General features: G+C 73.7%; 12 protein-coding genes. 7 read left to right on the forward strand and 5 right to left on the reverse strand.

The genetic code is table 11. From position 1 onward, the window contains the following. Window positions 1-163 precede the first annotated feature (163 nt). The gene (locus tag OG490_RS29375; RefSeq protein WP_330299277.1) at window positions 164-1585 is read left to right on the forward strand and encodes an FAD-dependent oxidoreductase; all 1422 of its coding nucleotides are present in this window, start codon (window positions 164-166) and stop codon (window positions 1583-1585) included. A 36-nt stretch (window positions 1586-1621) separates the two neighbouring features. On the opposite strand, the gene OG490_RS29380 is transcribed toward OG490_RS29375, so the two are convergent. Then, entirely contained in the window at window positions 1622-2638 is a 1017-nt protein-coding gene (locus OG490_RS29380; protein WP_330299278.1) for a trypsin-like serine peptidase, read from the reverse strand. Window positions 2639-2814: 176 nt separating this feature from the next. Between OG490_RS29380 and OG490_RS29385 the strand changes: the two genes are divergently transcribed. Beyond that, window positions 2815-3192 carry a VOC family protein gene (locus tag OG490_RS29385; protein ID WP_330299279.1) on the forward strand — a complete coding sequence of 126 codons (378 nt, stop codon included), beginning with the start codon at window positions 2815-2817 and terminating at the stop codon, window positions 3190-3192. A gap of 75 nt (window positions 3193-3267) precedes the next feature. After that, window positions 3268-4359, forward strand: a complete 1092-nt coding sequence (gene tsaD, locus OG490_RS29390) for a tRNA (adenosine(37)-N6)-threonylcarbamoyltransferase complex transferase subunit TsaD (protein WP_330299280.1) — start codon at window positions 3268-3270, stop codon at window positions 4357-4359. On the opposite strand, the gene OG490_RS29395 is transcribed toward tsaD, so the two are convergent. Then, on the reverse strand, window positions 4340-6676 hold the full coding sequence (locus OG490_RS29395) for an immune inhibitor A domain-containing protein (RefSeq protein ID WP_330299281.1): 2337 nt from the start codon (window positions 6674-6676) through the stop codon (window positions 4340-4342). The genes tsaD and OG490_RS29395 overlap by 20 nt on opposite strands. A 238-nt stretch (window positions 6677-6914) precedes the next feature. Here OG490_RS29395 and OG490_RS29400 point away from each other — a divergent pair, with 238 nt between their 5' ends. The 4 genes from OG490_RS29400 (at window position 6915) to OG490_RS29415 (ending at window position 15210) form a co-directional block, all read left to right on the forward strand. Next, on the forward strand, window positions 6915-8228 hold the full coding sequence (locus tag OG490_RS29400) for a hypothetical protein (RefSeq protein ID WP_330299282.1): 1314 nt from the start codon (window positions 6915-6917) through the stop codon (window positions 8226-8228). Beyond that, window positions 8225-10396, forward strand: coding sequence for a VMAP-C domain-containing protein (locus tag OG490_RS29405; protein WP_330299283.1), 2172 nt, complete (start codon window positions 8225-8227; stop codon window positions 10394-10396). The genes OG490_RS29400 and OG490_RS29405 overlap by 4 nt, the downstream gene beginning before the upstream one ends. A 69-nt stretch (window positions 10397-10465) precedes the next feature. Then, window positions 10466-11512: an AAA family ATPase gene (locus OG490_RS29410; protein ID WP_330299284.1), complete on the forward strand. Its 1047-nt coding sequence runs from the start codon at window positions 10466-10468 to the stop codon at window positions 11510-11512. Continuing rightward, entirely contained in the window at window positions 11509-15210 is a 3702-nt protein-coding gene (locus OG490_RS29415) for a pentapeptide repeat-containing protein (protein WP_330299285.1), read from the forward strand. Before OG490_RS29410 ends, OG490_RS29415 begins: the two co-directional genes overlap by 4 nt. Here the strand turns inward: OG490_RS29415 and OG490_RS29420 are convergent. From OG490_RS29420 to OG490_RS29430, 3 genes are all read right to left on the reverse strand, one after another. Continuing rightward, window positions 15207-15986 carry a methyltransferase domain-containing protein gene (locus OG490_RS29420; RefSeq protein ID WP_330299286.1) on the reverse strand — a complete coding sequence of 260 codons (780 nt, stop codon included), beginning with the start codon at window positions 15984-15986 and terminating at the stop codon, window positions 15207-15209. The two genes, OG490_RS29415 and OG490_RS29420, sit on opposite strands and share 4 nt — an antisense overlap. Window positions 15987-16131: 145 nt before the next feature. Continuing rightward, window positions 16132-16935: a hypothetical protein gene (locus OG490_RS29425; protein WP_330299287.1), complete on the reverse strand. Its 804-nt coding sequence runs from the start codon at window positions 16933-16935 to the stop codon at window positions 16132-16134. After that, window positions 16935-18203, reverse strand: coding sequence for a VWA domain-containing protein (locus tag OG490_RS29430; RefSeq protein ID WP_330299288.1), 1269 nt, complete (start codon window positions 18201-18203; stop codon window positions 16935-16937). The genes OG490_RS29425 and OG490_RS29430 overlap by 1 nt, the downstream gene beginning before the upstream one ends. Between the last annotated feature and the right edge of the window lie 49 nt (window positions 18204-18252).

The following is an 18252-nucleotide window of genomic DNA, read 5'->3' on the forward strand; positions in this document are numbered from 1 at the left end:
GCCCCCACCTCCGTGCCCACCTCCGTGCCCACCTTCGTGCCCACCTTCGCGTCGGCTCGTGCCGGGGAGCGCGCCCCGGCATGAGCCCGTCCGCCCCCGGGAAGCCCCCGGGCGCCCCGAACGGGCCCTGACCGGGCCGCCGCGGCCCCACCAGACTCGACGGATGGACGACGACGCTACGGACAACCACCCAGAAACCGATCCGCAGGCCGGGGAGGACCACGCGGTGGTCCTCGGCGCGGGCATGGCGGGGCTGCTGGCCGCGCGGGTGCTCGCGCGCAGGTTTCCCCGGGTCACCTTGATCGAGCGGGACGAACTGACAGGGGGCGGACCGGAGTTACGGTCCGGGATACCGCAGTCCAGACACGCGCACATCCTGTGGTCGCGCGGCATGCGGCTCATGGAGCAGATGCTGCCGGGCGTCACCGCCACACTCGTGGAGGCCGGGGCCTCCCTGCTGGAGACCCCGCGGGACTTCCTCTGGCTGAGCCCGGCCGACTGGTTCCAGTCGGTACCGGGCACCAAGGTCCTGATCGCCGGCCGGGACCTGCTCGACTGGACGGTGCGCGAGGAGGTGCTGCGGGACGGGCGCATCCGGATCCTGGGCGGGGCGGCGGCCACCGGGCTCGTCGCCGGGCCGGACGGCCGCTCGGTGGCCGGAGTGCAACTGCGCGACGCCGCCCCGCTGGCCGCCCGCCTGGTGGTCGACGCGACCGGCCGCACCTCCAAGGCCACCGCCTGGCTCGCGGCCCTCGGCTACCCGGCCCCGGCAGTGACCCGCTACGACCCCCATCTCGGCTACTCCAGCCGCTACTTCGAGATGCCCGCCGATCCGGAACGCCGCTGGCACGGCATGTACGTCCAGAGCCGGCCCGACCTGCCGCGCGGCGGCGTACTCGTACCGCAGGGCAAGGACCGCTGGCTGGTGACGCTCATCGGCAACGGCGAACACGCCCCGCCCGTCAAGGACGAGGAGTTCTTCGCGTTCGCCCGCAGCCTGCGCAGTCCCGCCCTGTACGACGCCATCCGCGACGCGACCCCGCTCTCCCAGGCCACCGCCTTCCGGAGCACGGTCAACGAGTGGCGGCACTACGAACGCCTGGAGCGCTGGCCCGCCGGACTGGTGGTCCTCGGTGACGCGGCCTGCCGGTTCAACCCCGTGTACGGGCACGGGATGACGGTCGCCGCGCTCGCCGTGGAGGCCCTGGCCAAGGAGATCCGCACCCTGGACCCGGAGCAGATCGCCGCGGCCTCCCGGCGGATCCAGCGCAGCACCACGGCCGCGGCGGCCGTGCCCTGGCAGATCGCCACCAGCGAGGACATGCGCTACGCGGTGACGGAAGGGCCGCCGCCGGACCGGGCCACCCGGATCCTGCAGAACTACATGTCGCGGGTGATGGTCGGCGCCAACGCCGACCCGGTGATCTCCGGCCGGTTCTTCGGGGTCCTGTCGCTGACCGCCTCGCCCAACACCCTGCTCAGCCCGGCCACGATGATCCGCGTCCTGTCCAAGTGGAGGCTGCCCACCGCCCCGGACACCGCCGACTACCCGGCCCACTACAGACCTGCCGGCGACCGCGCCTAGGTCGTCTCTTTCGGATCTTGCCGGGGACGGGTAGTGCTATCCGGCGCTCGCGCGCAGGTAGAGGTCGCGGATGCCGTCGTCGAAGTACGAGCTGTACGAGGTCTCGTCGTCCCCGCCCCCGTCCCGGCCGCCGATCACCCCGATCAGGGTGTTCCCGTCGGTCAGCACCGGCCCGCCGCTGGTGCCGTTGGGTACGTCCGCGCAGTCGAGGCGCACCTGTGTGGGTCCGGCGGCGACGGCGGTGGTCGGGCAGCCCAACGGCTCCTCGGAGGTGTTGGGGTAGCCCATCAGCCGGGCGGGCACGGGGAGTTCCGTGCCGAACCGGATGGTCGCGGCCGGGCCGACGGTGTCCTCCAGCCGCTCCCCGGGACGGCCGGGGCGGCTCAGCCGCAGGAAGGCCACGTCGTAGTCGGGGTCCTGGTCCTCGATCCAGCGGGGGTCCACGTCGATCCGGTCCGGGATCCAGACCCCGTAGGGGAAGGAGCCGTCACGGTAGCCGGGGGCGAAGGCGAGGTTGGTGCGGAAGCCGCTGCCGAAGGCCCCGCCGAAGCCGCCGCGGTAGACGCAGTGGGCGGCGGTGACGACGAGGCTCCCGCCGGGAGAGTGGACCACGCTCGCCGAGCAGTGGTGGCCGGAGTCGCCGTCGTCGCCGGGGGAGAACAGGGCGCCGACGGTGGGCTCGGCGGGGACCGTCGCGGCCGTCAGGGGCTGTCCGTCGGGGGTCGGTCCCGCGGAGGGGGCGGGGGCCGACGGGCCGTCTTCGGCCGCCTCCCCGCCGACCGCCGCTCCGGCGTCCGCCGCTCCGGCGTCCGCCGCTCCGGCGTCCGCCGCCCCGCCGTCCGGCGCGCCGTTCAGTACCGCGGTCACGGTCGCCGCCTCGTCCGTGCTCGCCGGGTCCCGGAGGTAGCTGCCCCGGCCCGGGTCGCCCTGGGACAGGTGCGCGGCCAGTCCGCGCAGCTGCCAGAGGTACCCGGCGCCGCCCGCGAGCAGGGCGCAGCAGATGCCGGCCAGCACGAAGCCCCGTACGGCCCTCCCGCGGACCTTGGTGAACATGCGGCACTCCCGCCCCTGGAGACGCACGCGCCTCGACCGAATCATCCGTCTCCCAGGACGGAGCCGTGCGGCACGGTCGCGGTTCCAAAAACGGAACGTGTCCGTCCTCACAGGGTGCCGCACAGAGTGCCGCTATTGAGCTGGCCCGCCCCGGAACGGATCCCTAGGATCGGCCCATGATCGCTGAGATGCAGTGCGTGGTGCTGGACTGTCCCGATCCGACCGCGCTCGCCACGTTCTACCAGTCGCTGACGGGCGGCGAGGTCAACCGGCCGGACCGGCGCTGGACCACCGACGCGCGCTGGGCGACCCTGCACACCGCGACGGGCTCCGTGCTCGCCTTCCAGCGCGCCGAGGGCTTCCGCCCGCCCCAGTGGCCGGACCCGGACCGCCCCCAGCAGCTCCACCTCGACTTCGCCGTCGCGGACCTGGACCGGGCCCACGGAGAGGTGCTGGCCCTCGGCGCCACCCTGCTGGACGAGAGCCGGGCCGCCGACGGCTGGCGGGTCTACGCCGACCCGGCCGGGCACCCGTTCTGCCTGGTGTGCGACTGACGGGGGTCGAGGGCGGCGCCGCGACCGGTACCCTTATTGCGAACAGGTCGCAATAAGGGTGAAGGTGGCGGCGCGATGGGATCCCCGGTGGTGCTCGGCATCGAGTCCTCGTGCGACGAGACCGGCGCGGGCATCGTGCAGGACGGCCGCCTCCTCGCGCACGTGGTCGCCACCAGCATGGACGAGCACGCCCGCTTCGGCGGCGTCGTCCCCGAGATCGCCGCCCGCGCCCACCTGCACTCCTTCAATCCGGTCGTCCGCCGGGCCCTCGACCGGGCCGGGCTCCGTCCCGACCAGCTCGACGCGATCGCCGTGACCACCGGCCCCGGCCTCTCCGGCGCCCTCCAGGTCGGCCTGGCCGGCGCCAAGACCCTCGCCTACGCGCTCGGTCTGCCGCTCTACGGCGTCCACCACCTCGCCGGCCACGTCGCCGCCGACACCCTGGAGCACGGCCCGCTGCCCGAGCCCTGCATGGTGCTGATCGTCTCCGGCGGCCACACCTCGCTGCTCCTCGTACGGGACCTCGTGCGCGAGCCGATCCTGCACCTCGGGGACACCCTCGACGACGCCGCGGGCGAATGCTTCGACAAAGTCGCCCGCGTGCTGGGCCTGCCCTACCCCGGAGGCCCGGCCATCGACCGCGCCGCCCGGGGCGGCAACCCCGGGGCCGTCCCCTTCCCCCGCCCGCTGACCGGCGGGCCGCGCACGCAGGACCCGTACGCCTACTCCTTCTCCTTCTCGGGGCTGAAGACGGCCGCCGCCCGCTGGGCCGAGAGCCACCGGCTGCGCGGCGAGGAGCCGCCGGTCGCCGACGGCGCGGCCTCCCTCCAGGAGGCGGTGGCCGACGTGCTGACCCGCAAGGCGGTCGCGGCCTGCAAGGAGTACGGGGTCAAGACCCTGGTGGTGGTCGGCGGGGTGGCCGCGAACTCCCGCGTACGGGAGCTCGCGGAGCGGCGCTGCGCCTCCGCCGGGATCGAGCTGCGGGTGCCCCCGATGACGCTGTGCACCGACAACGGGGCGATGATCGCCGCCATCGGGGACCTCCTGGTGCGGGCGGGCGTGGAACCCGCCCCCTACGAGCTCACCATCGACCCGTCCGCACCGCTGGAGTACGCATCCCTCAACCCGCGTGCTCAGCTGGGCGAGTTCACGGCTTCGACGGGCTGACCTGCACCGTCGTCACCGTCCCGCCCGCGGCCTCCTTCGCCACCGCGATCCGGGTCCCGGTGTCCGGCACCTTGACCCCGAGCTGCGGCAACCGCGCGTCCCAGTAGGACCCGTGGCGGTCGTCGAAGACCGCCACCCCCGGCCGCGCCGGAATCACCACCGGTACCCCCGCCTTGTGCAGGACGACCCGGTCGCTCGCGCGGAGCGAGAAGGTGGCGTCGAAGGTCTGCGCACGGGCGCCCAGCAGGGTGCCGTCCGTGTAAGTGAGCGGTTCGGGCCGGGAGTCGACCGGCAGCAGCAGCCCGCCGCCCGGATGCGCCTTGGTGGTGTTGTCGCTGTACGCGGTGTCCCAGAGCCAGATCAACACGCCCTGCTGGTACGGGAAGAACTCCACCTTGTCGCCCGTGAAGCCGAAGTTGTACGGGCCCGTCTTCAGTAGGCTGCCGTAGCCGGTGTAGCGCCGGTTCTCCACGAAGTACGCGCGCGGGTGCTCCTCGCTGCCCGTACGGCCCTGCGTGCGCGACCACTTGACCGCCGTCCAGCCGTTCGCCCCCTGCTCCGCGCCGTCGCGCAGCAGCTCCCGGCCGCCCGCGGTGACCCGGATGTCGTCAAAGGCAACGCCCTTGCCGTGGGTGTTGCTGTCGGAGGTGACGCGCAGCCGCAGCTGCACGCTCTTGCCCGCGAACCGGTCCAGCGGCACCGACAGCTGCTTCCAGCCCGCCGAGGTTCCGGTGATCCCCTTCGCGCCGGTCGCCGCGCCGTCCACGGTGCCCGGCAGGGCGCTCCAGGTGACGCCGCCGTCCGAGGAGGCCTCCACCGTCAGGAAGTCGAAGTCCTGCTCGATGTCGTACCACACCCGGGCGTCGAGCCGGGCCCCGTCCGCCGGAGCCGTCGTGAGGTCGACGGTGCGGCTCAGGGTGTTGTCCATGAAGTCGCCCGTGCCGCTCCACCACTGGCTGGCGCCCTCGTACGGATCGCTCAGCTCGGTCGTGGTCACCGAAGGCGGCAGGTGCACCAACAGGGCTTGCGGATCCTCGGTGTTGTAGCCCGACACCCCGAGAGTGGCCCGCGTGGTGCGGCCCGCGTCGGCCTCCGTGTACTGGAGCCAGCCCAGCTGCAGCTTGCTCCACGGGTCGAGGTCGCCGGGGAACTGGCCGGTGGTGTTGGGGCCCTTGCCGAGATAGGAGGCCGAGGACATCAGCGACCAGAAGTTGACGCCGTTGTCCCCGTCCGAGCTGTACAGGTCGGGCAGTCCCAGATCGTGCCCGAACTCGTGCGAGAACAGGCCCGCGCCGCTGTTCTCGCCGCCCGTCAGGTAGTCGCCGGCCCAGATGCCGGTGTCGCCGATCGGCGTGCCGCCCGCCTTGTTGCCCGCGGGGCCCGTGCTGCCGGCCTGGTTCCAGTACGCGAACCAGCGGTGCGCCCATACGGCGTCCTTGCCCTGGGCGCCGCCGCCCCAGGTCTGGTCCTTGCCCGCGTGGACCACGACGAGGTGGTCGAGATAGCCGTCCGGCTCGTCGAAGTTGCCGTCGTGGTCGGCGTCGTAGCGGTCCCAGACGTCGTACTCGGCGAGCTCCGCCCTGATCTGCTCGGGCGTACGGCCCTGCGCGCGCTCGGAGTCGTACCAGGCGGCCGTGGCATCCCGGATCATGTCCCAGTTGGTCTGGCACTGGCCCGGCTCGGAGCAGTGGTCGGTGCCGTAACGGGCTTCGTTCCAGGGAAGCTTGACCCAGGCGCTCACCGTGCCGTCCATGTCGTAGCGACCGGAGGACTGGAGGTTGTAGTAGGCGCGCAGGGAGGCCGACTGCGGGTCGGCGGAGAAGAACTGCTTCTGGTAGGAGGCCTGGTCGAAGTCCTTGCGCCACAAGGTGTGGTTGTCGTCCTTGGCCGGCTTGCCGATGGTGTTGTGCAGCGGGCCGGGGGTGCCGCCGAAGCGCGGCTTGCCCTCGAACTCGGTGGTGTTGTCCACCTGGTCGCCGAATTCGGCGAGGATCACGAAGACCTTGTCCTTGCGCTCCTGGGCCAGTTCGACGTACCGCTTCCCGATCTTGGCCTGGCGCGGCAGCGTCCCGTCGGCCTCGGCCCGAAGGCCGTCGGGCCGCCCCGAAGCGACGTCTTCGAGGGCTTGGCGGCGCAGGGCCTGGCGCTGGACCTCCAGGGGTGCGGGCGGCGGGGCGGGAGCCTCCTGCTGCCCGCTCTGTTGCTGCCCGGCGGGGGGAGGGGGCGGGGGTGCGGTGGCGGCGAGCGCGGGGGTGGTGGCGGTGGCGGCGAGGAGGGCGAGGGATATCGCCGCTCCCACCGCAGCGAGTCTGCGCAACGTGACGGACCTTTCCGGGGGTTCGGATCGAAGCGCGAGTAATATTTCACATGTGACAGGTGATTGATAGGTGTGGGTACGCGCCGAACAGGGCCCGCTTCCGGCCGCATGGCACCGCTTCCGGCCGGCCCCGTTCCCGGGTGCGCACGGTCCGAACTCGCCGTTCCGAAGGCCCCGTTCGCCGCGCGGCGCTATGGTGCCGGGCGGGGGACGACGGTGCGAGGGGGGCGGAGCCGCGATGCGATTTCTGTTTGTGCACGGCACGGGGGTGCGGCGCGAGCGGCACGACACGCTCTTCGCGCTGGTCCGGGACCGGCTGACCGAACGGTTTCCCGACGCGGCCGTCGACTCCTGCTTCTGGGGGGAACGCTTCGGCGCCACCCTCAGCGCCCACGGCCGCTCCGTACCCGGGCTGCGCCTCTCCGGCGGGGCCCCCGGGGAAGGGGACGACGGGACCGCCGAGTGGGGGCTGCTGATCGCCGACCCGCTGTGCGAGCTGCGGGTGCTGGCCGAAGCGGGCTGGGACACCGCCGCCGCCGGGGGCGAGGACGGGTACGGGGACGACGGCTTCGCCATGCCCGGCGTCCGGTCCGCCGGGGTCCGGGTGCTGGAGCTGCTGGCCGACCTGGCCGACCTGGCCGACCTGGCCGATGGGGCGGAGGGGGCGGAGGGTGCCGGAGCACCCGGAGCGCCCGCGGTGCCCGGCGGCGGTGAGCAGGCCGCGCTGCTGCTCGGCACCGGGCTCGCCGCCGGGTTCCCCGCCGCGCTGGAGGCCGTCGCGGGCTCGGCCGAGGCCGCCCGCGCCGGAGCCCGCGCCACCGAGCAGCCCCAGGCCGGCGAGCTGGCCACCGCCCTGGCCCGCGCGGTGACCGCCGCCGCGCTCGCATCCGCCGGAGCCGAGGCCGACTGCACCGGGGCCGAACGCGACCGCCTGGTCGAGCTGCTCACCACCCGGCTCGGCGGCGACACCCGGGTCCCCGGAGCCCGGGCCGCCGCGGTGCTGGGGCGGCTCGCGATGCGCGTGAGCACCCAGCCCCTGCTCAATGCCTGGCGCGGCTCCCTCACCGTCGGCGCCACCCCCGCCCTCGGCGACATCCTCCGCTACCAGGCCCGGGGCGCGGACCTGCGCGCGTTCCTGCTCGCGCGGATCACCGCCGAGCCCGGCCCGACCGTGCTCATCGGCCACAGCCTCGGCGGGATCGCCCTCGTGGACCTCCTCGCGCTCGCCGCCGCCCGCGGCGAACCCGTCCCGGGGGCCGCGCTGCTCGTCACCGTCGGCTCGCAGGCACCGTTCCTCTACGAACTCGGCGCGCTGACCGGGATCGCACCGGGCACGAAGCTCCCGTACGCCTTCCCGCGCTGGCTCAACGTCTACGACCGCCAGGACGTGCTCTCGTACCTCGCCGAGCCCGTCTTCCCCGGCGACCCGCGCGTCAGCGACCACGAGATCGGCAGCCGCCAGCCCTTCCCCGCCTGCCACAGCGCCTACTGGAAACAGGATTCGCTCTACGCGCGCATCGAACAGGCGGTGGCCGAAGCGGAGATCGGGTGATTCCCGCCGGCTTCCTGCCTCCCGCCCTCGGCCCACGGCGCACCTTCGCGCTCGTCGCCGGGGTCGAGAGCTATGCCGTGAGCCACCGCTGGAACCTGCGCGGCCCGGCCCGCGACGCCCTGCGGTTCGCCCGCTGGCTGACCGGGCCGGGGGAGGTGCCGCCGGGCCACGTCAAGCTGTTGCTGTCCCCGCTCGACGACCCCGACACCCTCGACTGGTCGGCCTCCCCGGGGCTGGAGGCCCTGCGCGCCACCCACCGGCCGGCCACCGAGGAGAACGTGAAGGCGGTGCTCCTCGACGAACTGCCCGCCTGTGACGGTGATCTGCTCTGGATCTTCTGGGCGGGGCACGGCTACATCGAGCCGCGCGGCGGTGAACTCATGCTGCCCTGCTCCGACGCCAGCCCCGGCCAGATCCGCCACCTCAACCTCGACTCCGCGCTGCGCTGGTGGCGCACCGACCTCGTCAAACACCGCCGGTTCCCGCTCCAGGCGGCCCTGGTCGACGCCTGCCGGGTCGACGCGCCCCGCGACACCCGGTGGAACTTCGGCTCCAACGACTACGGCGGCGGCGCCACCGTCCCCGGACGCCGGCAGTTCCGCCTCTACGCCTCCCGCGAGGGCGAGGCCGCGCAGAACGACGCCGAACGCGGCGCGGGCCTCTTCACCGAGGCCCTCATCGCGGAGCTCGGCGAACGCACCGTCCGCGACGGCGTCACCGAACTCGCCGACACGGCCCGCTCCATCCACCACACCTTCCGCGAACGGCGGGAGCGCGGCGAGGGCTGGCAGCTCCCGCAGTTCGTCGTGGACCGGGACTGGGACGCCTGCTCCTTCCTCGACGCGGACCTGCCCGGGGTGGCGCCGCCGCCCCGCGCGGCCCGCCTGGACCAGACGGCCTGGGACGGGCTCGGCGAACTCTTCGAGGGCCGCGACCTGCCGCGATGCTCCTACGAGGCCTACCTGTGGGCGTTCCGGGCCACCGGCTGCGCACCCCCGGTCCACGGCGGCCTGCCGGGCGACAGCCTGCTGGAGGTGGCCCTGGACCTCGACGAACGCCACGGCGGGCCGGGCGGGATGCCGCTCGTGGTGCCCTTCGTACGGTTCCTCGGCGAACGGGCCGCCTCAGGCGGTGCGCAAGGCGTGGGAGCCGCGGGCGACGAACGGTGGGCGGCCCGGCTGCGCGACTGGGTCCAGGGCACCCGCGAACGCCTCGCCCTGCCCGCGCTGCGGCCCCCGCCCCCGTCCCCGCGCCGAACGGCCCTGCACGTACGGCTGGAATCGCCGCCGGGCGGCGAGGACGGATTCCTGGCCCGGATGTGGCTGCGGCGCGATACGGCCGAGCACATCTGGGAGTCGGAGGGCGAACCGGTCCGGCTGGATGTCGTACGGGACGAACTCGTACGCCAACTGGGCGGCGTGGGCCGGGTGTTGCTCGGAGGCGCCGAGGGCGGGCCGGCCTCCGACGCGGTGGAGCGGATCGAGTTCCACGTCCCGTACGAGCTGCTGGACCTGGACTTCGACCAGTGGCCGGTCCCGCGCGGCCCCGGCGGGCGGACCCGGGCCCTCGGGCTCGTCTACCAAGTGGTGGTGCGCTGCCCGCAGGAGCGCGAGGACACCGGCAGGGAGTGGCGGACCAAATGGCGCTGGCTGTGGGCCCAGGGCGGACGGCACCCGGAGGCGGTCCGGGTGGTGAACGACGCGGACGTCCACGACGGCCTCGGCCTGGAGCTGGGGGCGGGGCCCGCGCCCGCGTGCGTACTGGCCCACACGCCGTCCGGGGCGCGGACGGGCGCGGTCGTGGAAGCGGCGCTGGAGGGCGGGGTGCCGGTGGCGGTGTGGCGGCGTGCGGGCGGACCGCCCGCTCAGCCCGGTCCCGCCGCTCCGCCCGGTCCCGCCGCCGCACCCGGTCCCACCGGTCCGGCCGGTCTTCTCATTCCGTCCGATCTCCTCGCCCTGCTCGCGCCGGTCGACGCGGGCGGACGCCCCGACCCCGGCGCACTCGACGTGCGCGCACTGCCGGCGCGCGTACGGGAGGTGCGCCGGGCGGCCGTCGGAGCGGGCGCGGGCGCCCCCCACGCCAGTCGACAACAGGCGGCAGGGGCAGACCGGTTGGTTCTCTTGTGGGACGATCCCGACGACACGCTCGCCCTGCGGCCCCTGGCCTGAACCCATCCCGACATCGACCCCGACATCGACCCCGACACCGATCCCGACGACAGACCGCGACATCCGAAGATGGAGGCACAGGCAGTGGTGAAGGACTGGTGGCTGTACCACGGGACCGGCGAGGCCGCCGAGCGTCGGACCAGGCTGGAAGCCGGACCGCCACCACCCTGGCGGGATTTCACCGGCACCCCGGACCCCGGATACACGCCCCCCGGCTGCTCGGGCCCCGCCTGGGACCGCACCTGGCGGCGGGGCGAGGGCTACGTACCCGACGAGATCGAGAAGGACGTGGTCAACACGGCCCTGCACCTGCGCAGGCCGCTCCTGATCACCGGCAAGCCCGGCGTCGGCAAGTCCACGCTCGCCTACAGCATCGCCTCGGACCTGGACCTGGGCCCCGTACTGCACTGGCCGGTCACCAGCCGGACCGTCCTGCGCGACGGGCTCTACCTGTACGACGCGATCGGCCGCCTCCAGGAGGCCGGACTGGAACAGCTGCGCACCCCGGGCGCCGCCGCAGGCGGTCCGTCCATCGCCCGTTACCTGCGCCTCGGCCCGCTCGGCACGGCCCTGCTGCCGCAGGACCGGCCGCGCGTCCTGCTCGTCGACGAGATCGACAAGAGCGACATCGACCTCCCCGGCGACCTCCTCACCGTCTTCGAGGACGGCGGCTTCGTGATCCCCGAACTCGCCCGGCTCGCGAAGGAGGACCCGACCGTCGCCATCGGCACCGACGACGACCCCGACGCCGCCGTCCGGATCGCCGAAGGCCGCGTCCAGTGCCGGTACTTCCCCATCGTGGTCCTCACCAGCAACGGCGAACGCGATTTCCCGCCCGCCTTCCTGCGCCGCTGCGTCCGGCTCCACCTGGAACCGCCCGGACTCGACAAACTCGCCCGCATCGTGCGCGGGCGGCTCGGCGTGGACATCGAGCACAGCGACGAGTACCGCGAACTCGTCACCAGCTTCCTCGAACGCGCCGACGACGGTGACCTGGCCACCGACCAGCTCCTCAACGCCATCCAACTCCGCCTGGCCGGCGCCTGGTCCGCCCCCGGCGACCGCGACCGGTTCCTCGCCACCGTCATGCACCACCTCACCGGGCCCTCGGCGTGATCGAGAGGCTCCTCGCCGCCTTCGCCGAAGGCGCCGAGGACGGCGGCCCGCGCCCCGGAGCGGGGGCGGAGGAGATCGCCGACATCCTGTGGCTGGCGACCCGGGTGGACGCGGCGCAGCCCCGCCCCCCGGCCGCCGGGCCGGCCGCGGCGCCGCCGGAGCCGAACCTCGAACCCGAACCGGCAGGACCCGTTGGTGACTTGCCCGGCGCCGCCCGCACGGGGGCGGAGCCCGCCGCCCAGTTCTTCCCGGCGCCCGGTCCGCGCCCCGGCCCGGCCGATCCCGCCGATCCCGACCATCCCGCCGGTCCCGCTGATCCGCTCCACGGGGAGGGCAAGACCCCGGGCGACGCCCCCGCACCGCCCCGGCGCCGCGGTACGCCGCTGAGGCTGCCGCGCGCCGCCTCCCTCGACGACCCGCTCGCCCTGATGCGTTCCCTGCGCCCCGTCGGCCGCCGCAACATCGGAGGCCCGGGAGAGGAGTTGGACGAGCAGCTCACCGTGGAACGCAGCATCGAGCGGATGGTCATCACCCCGGTCCTGCGCCCCGCCGAGAGCCGCTGGCTGGACGTGGCCCTGGTCGTCGACACCCACCACTCGATGCTGCTCTGGTCCGACCTGGTGGAGGAGGTCCGCGGGGTCCTCACGCGCAGCGGGGTCTTCCGCGACGTACGGACCTGGCAGCTCACCGGCACCGGCCCCGGCGGTACCCCCATGGTCACGCGCGGCCGCGCCACCGCTCCCCGCAACCCCATGGAACTGGCCGACCCGGCGGGCCGCCGGCTGATCCTCGTCCTCTCCGACACCGTGGCCGGCGGCTGGCGCGAAGCCCCCCTGCGCGGCCTGCTCCGGCAATGGTCCACGCACAACGCCGTGGCCGTGCTCAACGTCCTGCCCGAGCGGCTCTGGACCCGCGGAGCCGTTCGCCCGGTCCCCTTCGCGGTCCGCGCCGACCGGCCCGCGGCCGCCACCCGCTCCTGGCAGCGCGTCCCCCTGGTCCGGCGGGCCCGCGGCGGCGGGGCGGTGGTCCCGGTGGTCGGCATCGCCTCGGGGAGCCTGGCCCGGCTGGTGCGCGTGGTGTCCGGCGACGGCCGCTGGCGGCGCCTCGCCTGCCTGCGCCTGGACGCGGAGCCCGCGCACGAGGCCCCGTACGAGAGCCCCGGACCCGAGAAGCCCTTCCCGGACCCCCTGGAGGCGGTGGAACGCTTCCGCGCGAACGCCTCCCCGACCGCCCAGCGCCTCGCCGCCCACCTGGCCGCCGTACCGCTGACGCTGCCCGTGATGACCCTCGTACGCCGCTCCCTGCTGCGGGACTCCGAGCACAGCCATCTCGCGGAGGTGGCGCTGGGAGGGCTGTTCGCGCCCTGGGGGGCCGAACAGGTAGCGGATCAGACGGAGTTCGAGTTCCTGCCCGGCGTACGGGAAGCCCTGCTCGGATCGCAGCTGCGCGGGGACGTGGCCGCCGTACGGGAGCTGGTGCGGCGGCGGGTCTGGGAGTACATGTCCCGGCACCGCGGCACCGGCCCCGATTTCACGGCGATCCGCCTCACCGACGGACTGCGGGGCCGCCGCGAACTACCGGACGGGGCCCAGCCGTTCGCCACCGCGGCCCGCCCCGATCCGGGACTGGCCGACCGGGTGGTGCGGGTCCGGTTCGAGCCGACGAGGGAACCGCAGGTGGTGGGGGTGCTGCTGTCGCCCCGCATGGTGCTCGCCGTCGGGGACGGGCTCGGGCGCAGTGCCATCGCGTGGGTCCGCACCGGAGGCCGGGAACTGCCCTGCCGGGCCGTGTGGTGGGACGAGGCCACGCCCACGGTGTTCCTGCTGCTGGCCGACGAGGACCTGGTGGACCCGCAGGCCTGGTCGCCGCCGGAGTGGGCCGACGCCGCCGTGGAGGCCGTCCGACTGCGGGTCGACGCCTGTACGGACGAGGGGCAGCCGATCGCGCTGACCGGCGAGGTCCTCCCGTACGAGGGGGAGCGCAACGGGGAGCTCGTCCGGCTCTCCGACGAACCCGGAGCCTGGACCCACTACGTCGGCGCCCCGGTCTCCCGGGACGGGCGGCTGGCGGGCATCGTGCACACCGTATGGCCGGACCGGATGGTGTTCCTGTCCGGGCAGGCCCTGCTCGAACAGACCGGATTCCGGGAGGTCATGGCGGCCCATGCCCGGGCGCGGGAGGACGAACGCGGGATCTGCCTGGCGGTACGGGCCGAGGTGGCGATGGCGCCCAAGGGGCGGCCGTTGCAGCCCGAGCTCACCGAGCTCCTGCTACGGGCGCAGGCGGACAGCGGAGTGACCGCAGTGACCGGGAGGGTCGGTGCCGCGGACGGCGGCGCCGTACTCGTGATGCTGCCGGGGGCTGGAGCCCTGGGGAAGGCCGGACGGCTGCTGGCCGAGTTGCCGGGGGCGCTGTCGCGACTGCGCGGGGGTTCCGGCGAATGGGACGTCTCCCTGGCGGTGGCTCTCGCGAGAGGGGAGCTCAGGGTCGACGGGCAGGAGGCGCAAGGGCGCGCGGTGGACGAAGCGCTGCGCCTGGCCGGCCACCGGACGGCCACGGAGCGGCTGAGGCGGACGGGCGCGATCGGGTCCATCATCGTGATGCAGGGCGAGTCGCTGCGCGCGGTCAGCGGCATGGAACACCTCGAGGTCGAGCGGCTGGAGGCGGAGCCGGGGGCGCAGACGGGTGAGCCGGGCTGGATCTGCCTCGACGGACCCGACGAGGTGGCGCGGGCGCTGTCCGACGCCGAGCTGAGGATCGAGGATCCGGGTGTCGACTGGCCGCGGTGCGGGTACCCGGGCGGCGCGGCCGATCCGGCGGGCTGCATCGGCATCCGGCTGCCGAGCGGCCGCTGGTGCCTGGCCCATGCGACGGACACCGAACAGTCCGCATACCTGGGAGGGCTGCGGCCCGGATCCCCGGTGGACCTGCGGGGCACCCCCTTCGCCGGCGGCCTCCTCGAACGGGTGCTGAGCCACCTGCGGGACCCGCTGACGGGCCACGTCCGGACGGGCCCCGCGGCCTTCGACCGCGCACGGTTCGTCGACGGCTGGAACACGGCGGGGGCCGAGTTCGAAGGCCGCCTCTCCTTCGACCGGGCCCTGTTCGACGGCCGGGCGAGCTTCGAAGCCTCCAGGTTCAAGGGGGCCGTCTCTTTCGGACGGGCCGTCTTCCGCCGCGACGGAGCCTTCGACGGGAGCACATTCGACCGCGAAGCACGCTTCGACAGGGTCGACTTCGGGGGCAGCGCGGGGTTCGCCGACACGATGTTCGCCCGCGGACTCGACATGGCCCGGGCCGAGGTGTGGGGGGAGGCGGTCATGAGCCGGATGAGGGTCCGGGGGGTGTCCGGCTTCGCCCGCACGGTGTTCCACGACCGCAGCACCTGGGACCGGACCGCCTTCCAGGGGCCCGCCTCCTTCGAGTCCACCGTCTGGGGGAGCGAGGCGCTCTTCGACGGGGCCCGCTTCGAGGGCCGCACCTCCTTCGCCCTCGCCACCTTCGCCGCGTCGGCCGTGTTCACGAACGCGGTCTTCGCGGCCGGAGTCACCTTCGAGCAGGCCGACTTCACGGAGGCCGCGGAGTTCACGGACGTGTCCTTCGCGGACAGCTCCGAACTCCCGGACGGCTGGCAGCGTCTGCTGCCGGGGCGGGGCACCGCCACGTTCAGGACCCCGCCCCCGGATACCTCGGCCTAGGCGCGGGCGCCCCCGCGCCGCAGCAGGAAGAAGAGGCTGGGCCCGAAGTTCAGAGCGGCCAACGGGCTCTGGATGCGCTGCTCGACGGCCAGCAGCCGCTCCTCGCCCACGCTCTGCTTGAGCCGTCCACTGCGCATGTTCGACACGGACAGCTTCTCCTCGACGCGCAGCCCGGCGGCCGCGAACTGCTCCACGACGGTGTCCGGATGGTGGTTGACGAAGGGAATGCTGCCTTCGGCCACCTTCTCGGCGGAGCGGATGTCCACGGGCTGGCGCGGCACCGTGCGCAGTCGCTTGGCGTAGCGCAACTTGTTGAGCATGTGCGCCGAGTTGGCCACCTCGATCAGGGCGAGGGCGCCGGGCTTGAGCACGCGCGCGATCTCGCGCAGGGTCGGGCCGGGGTCGGGGAGATGGTGCATGACGCGGATCATGGAGACGAGATCGGCCTCCCCGTCGGCCAGCGGGATCTGGCCTGGGCGCATGAGGTGGGCCGTGACGCCGGGTTGGTCGGCGAGGAGTCGTTGGGCGATGCCGACGTGCTTGGCGCTGGGGTCGAACATCATGACCCGGTCGGCGTACTCCTTGAGGACCGGGCTCAACCTTCCGAATCCGCCGCCCACTTCGCAGACGAGTCCGTACCGGGCGCCGCCCTGCCCGATCAGCCGCTTGACCGCGGCTATCTCCGCGGCGTGTTCGTAGTCGCGTCCCTGCCAGTAGCCGACGTAGTCCTCCGACTCGTCGTCGTACTGGTCTCCCCGGGTTTCGCCGTTGTCCATGCCGTCCCCCCAAGTGTGTTCTGGGGCGCATCATCTCGGCGGAGCCGGGGGGAGGCAACGGCTCCGAAGCATGGTGTTTGCACGGATTCCCGGGTGCGGGGCTGGTCAGCCCGGCACCCGGGGTCCGGGTTCGGACGGTGTGGGCTCAGCCGGTGGGCGGTACCCCTCGTCCGGGACGGCCCGCGCCCCGGGTCAGGCGGTAGCCCCCGATGCCGGCGAGCGCGGCGAGCAGTCCGCCGGCCGCCGTCCAGAGCCAGCGGTCGGACCACCAGCCGCCGGACCAGCCGCCGTCCGGCGCTATGCCGGAGGCCGTTCCGGAGCCGGGGACGAGCGGCTTGGCCAGCGCGTTGTCGGCCGCGTAGGCGCCGCCGACGTCCTTGGCCTCGGCCCGCAGGCGGGCCCGTACCGGCTGACCGAGGTCCTCCGGCGCGAGGTCGGTGACCGTGAGCCGGATGTAATAGGCCCCCGGCAGCGGGTCGTTGCTCCACTGGTCGGCGCCCGAGTGGACCGGGCGCAGGGTGCAGGAGAGCTCGACGGTGGCGGCGTCCTTGGCCGCCGTACCGGTCTGCGTGCCGTACGTGCAGGGCTGGCGGCGGCGCAGGCCGTCGTAGACGTCGAGCTGCCACGTGGAGGAGGCGTGCCGGCCGGCCGCGGCGGGCAGCGTGACCGAAGCCTGGACGGTGGGGCGTTGACCCGCGTCCAGGGGGAGGACCCAGTACAGGTAGTCGCCGGTGGAGGCCTCGGCCGTGGCCTCCTGGCCCAACTTCACGGGCGTGGCGGTACGGAAGGCGGTGCCGGCCTCGGTCGGCGCCTTCGGGTCCCCGCTCGGGCTCGCCGAGGGAGACGGCGATGCCGCCACACCGAGCAGCCCGCCGCCCACCAGCAGTCCGACGGTGGCCGCGCGTCGCACGGTGCGCGTGATCCGCGCGTATCGGGTGGTGTCACTCATCAGTTGGTCCTCCAGACCGCGATGCGCCAGCGGGAGACCCAGCCCCACACCAGACCGGCGAGGAAGCCGGTGAGCACGAGCACGCCGAGCAGCCACCAGCCGCGCCCGAGGCCGAAGGCGGCCGCGTCGCTCGCCTCGTCGGGGCCGTCCACCACGTCGATGGTCAGCTCCACGGGCATGCCCGGGGTGGTCTTGACCGAGGGGGGCGCCGAGAAGGAATTGCTGATCTGCAGGCACACGGTCTCCGGCTGCTGCTCGTCCTCGTCCCCGCTCGCCGCCCGCTTGGGATAGCGCAGCCCGGACGAGATCAGGTCGGTCCGCCCGTCACCGGCTTCCTGGCCGCGTACGATCTCCCGCCCGCTCCGCGTCGTCGCGCGCAGCAGGATCCCGTAGTCGTTGTTGACCGCACGGTCGGAGCCGATGCTCACCGAAGCCCGCAACTCCTGGCCGGGCTTGACGCCCACCCGGTACCAGCGGTGCTCCCCGAAGGTCTCGCGGTCGCTGTAGAGGCCCGGCTTCAGCTCCGGGGCCCCCTCGCACTGCTTGGCGCCCTCGGTGGCCACCGGATTGACCACCGGAGTGGCTGCGCGATCCACCAACTGACGTACTCTGCCCGAGAGTTCGGCGGTGTGCTGCACCGAGGTGTACGTACCGCCGGTGGCCTCGGCGATGCAGATCAGCTGGTTACGGGTCTTCGCGTCGGGCACCAGCCCGAGGGTGTCGATGACCAGGTGGATCCCCTTGGCCGCGATGTCCCGGGCGACCTCGCACGGGTCGAGCGGTGCGCAGGTGTCCTCGCCGTCGGTGATGAGCACGATCCGCCGGGTGGCGTCCCCGCCCTTGAGGTCGTCGGCGGCCCCGAGCAGGGCCGGCCCGATCGGGGTCCACCCGGTGGGAGCGAGCGTGGCCACGGCCGTCTTGGCCTCGGTACGGTTCAACGGGCCGACCGGATACAGCTGCTTGGTGTCCTTGCAGCCGAGGTTCTTGTCGTCGCCGGGGTAATTGGCGCCAAGGGTCCTTATCCCGAGCCGCACTTCATCGGGCACGGCGTCCAGTACCTCGTTGAACGCCTGCTTCGCGGCGGACATCCGGGACTGCCCGTCTATGTCCTGCGCCCGCATCGAGCCGCTGACGTCGAGCACCAACTCGACCTTGGGCGCTTCCTTCGCCACCGGCTCGCCGGCGACGGCACTTGCCGGGAACAACCCGGCGGCCAGGGTGACCAGCAGACCGCATGCGCCGGCCGCCACCCATTTTCTAGTGATCATCGCCGGATCGTATTGAGATTCCCCCCACCCACCAAACCGCCGGGACCCG

Source organism: Streptomyces sp. NBC_00503, from assembly GCF_036346895.1.
GTDB lineage: Bacteria > Actinomycetota > Actinomycetes > Streptomycetales > Streptomycetaceae > Streptomyces.

Bases quoted from the DNA above. Each gene is read 5' to 3' on its own strand.
- OG490_RS29375 (WP_330299277.1), top strand. From the start codon at position 164: ATGGACGACGACGCTACGGACAACCACCCAGAAACCGATCCGCAGGCC.
- OG490_RS29380 (WP_330299278.1), bottom strand. From the start codon at position 2,638: ATGTTCACCAAGGTCCGCGGGAGGGCCGTACGGGGCTTCGTGCTGGCC.
- OG490_RS29385 (WP_330299279.1), top strand. From the start codon at position 2,815: ATGATCGCTGAGATGCAGTGCGTGGTGCTGGACTGTCCCGATCCGACC.
- tsaD (WP_330299280.1), top strand. From the start codon at position 3,268: ATGGGATCCCCGGTGGTGCTCGGCATCGAGTCCTCGTGCGACGAGACC.
- OG490_RS29400 (WP_330299282.1), top strand. From the start codon at position 6,915: ATGCGATTTCTGTTTGTGCACGGCACGGGGGTGCGGCGCGAGCGGCAC.
- OG490_RS29410 (WP_330299284.1), top strand. From the start codon at position 10,466: ATGGAGGCACAGGCAGTGGTGAAGGACTGGTGGCTGTACCACGGGACC.
- OG490_RS29420 (WP_330299286.1), bottom strand. From the start codon at position 15,986: ATGGACAACGGCGAAACCCGGGGAGACCAGTACGACGACGAGTCGGAG.
- OG490_RS29425 (WP_330299287.1), bottom strand. From the start codon at position 16,935: ATGAGTGACACCACCCGATACGCGCGGATCACGCGCACCGTGCGACGC.
- OG490_RS29430 (WP_330299288.1), bottom strand. From the start codon at position 18,203: ATGATCACTAGAAAATGGGTGGCGGCCGGCGCATGCGGTCTGCTGGTC.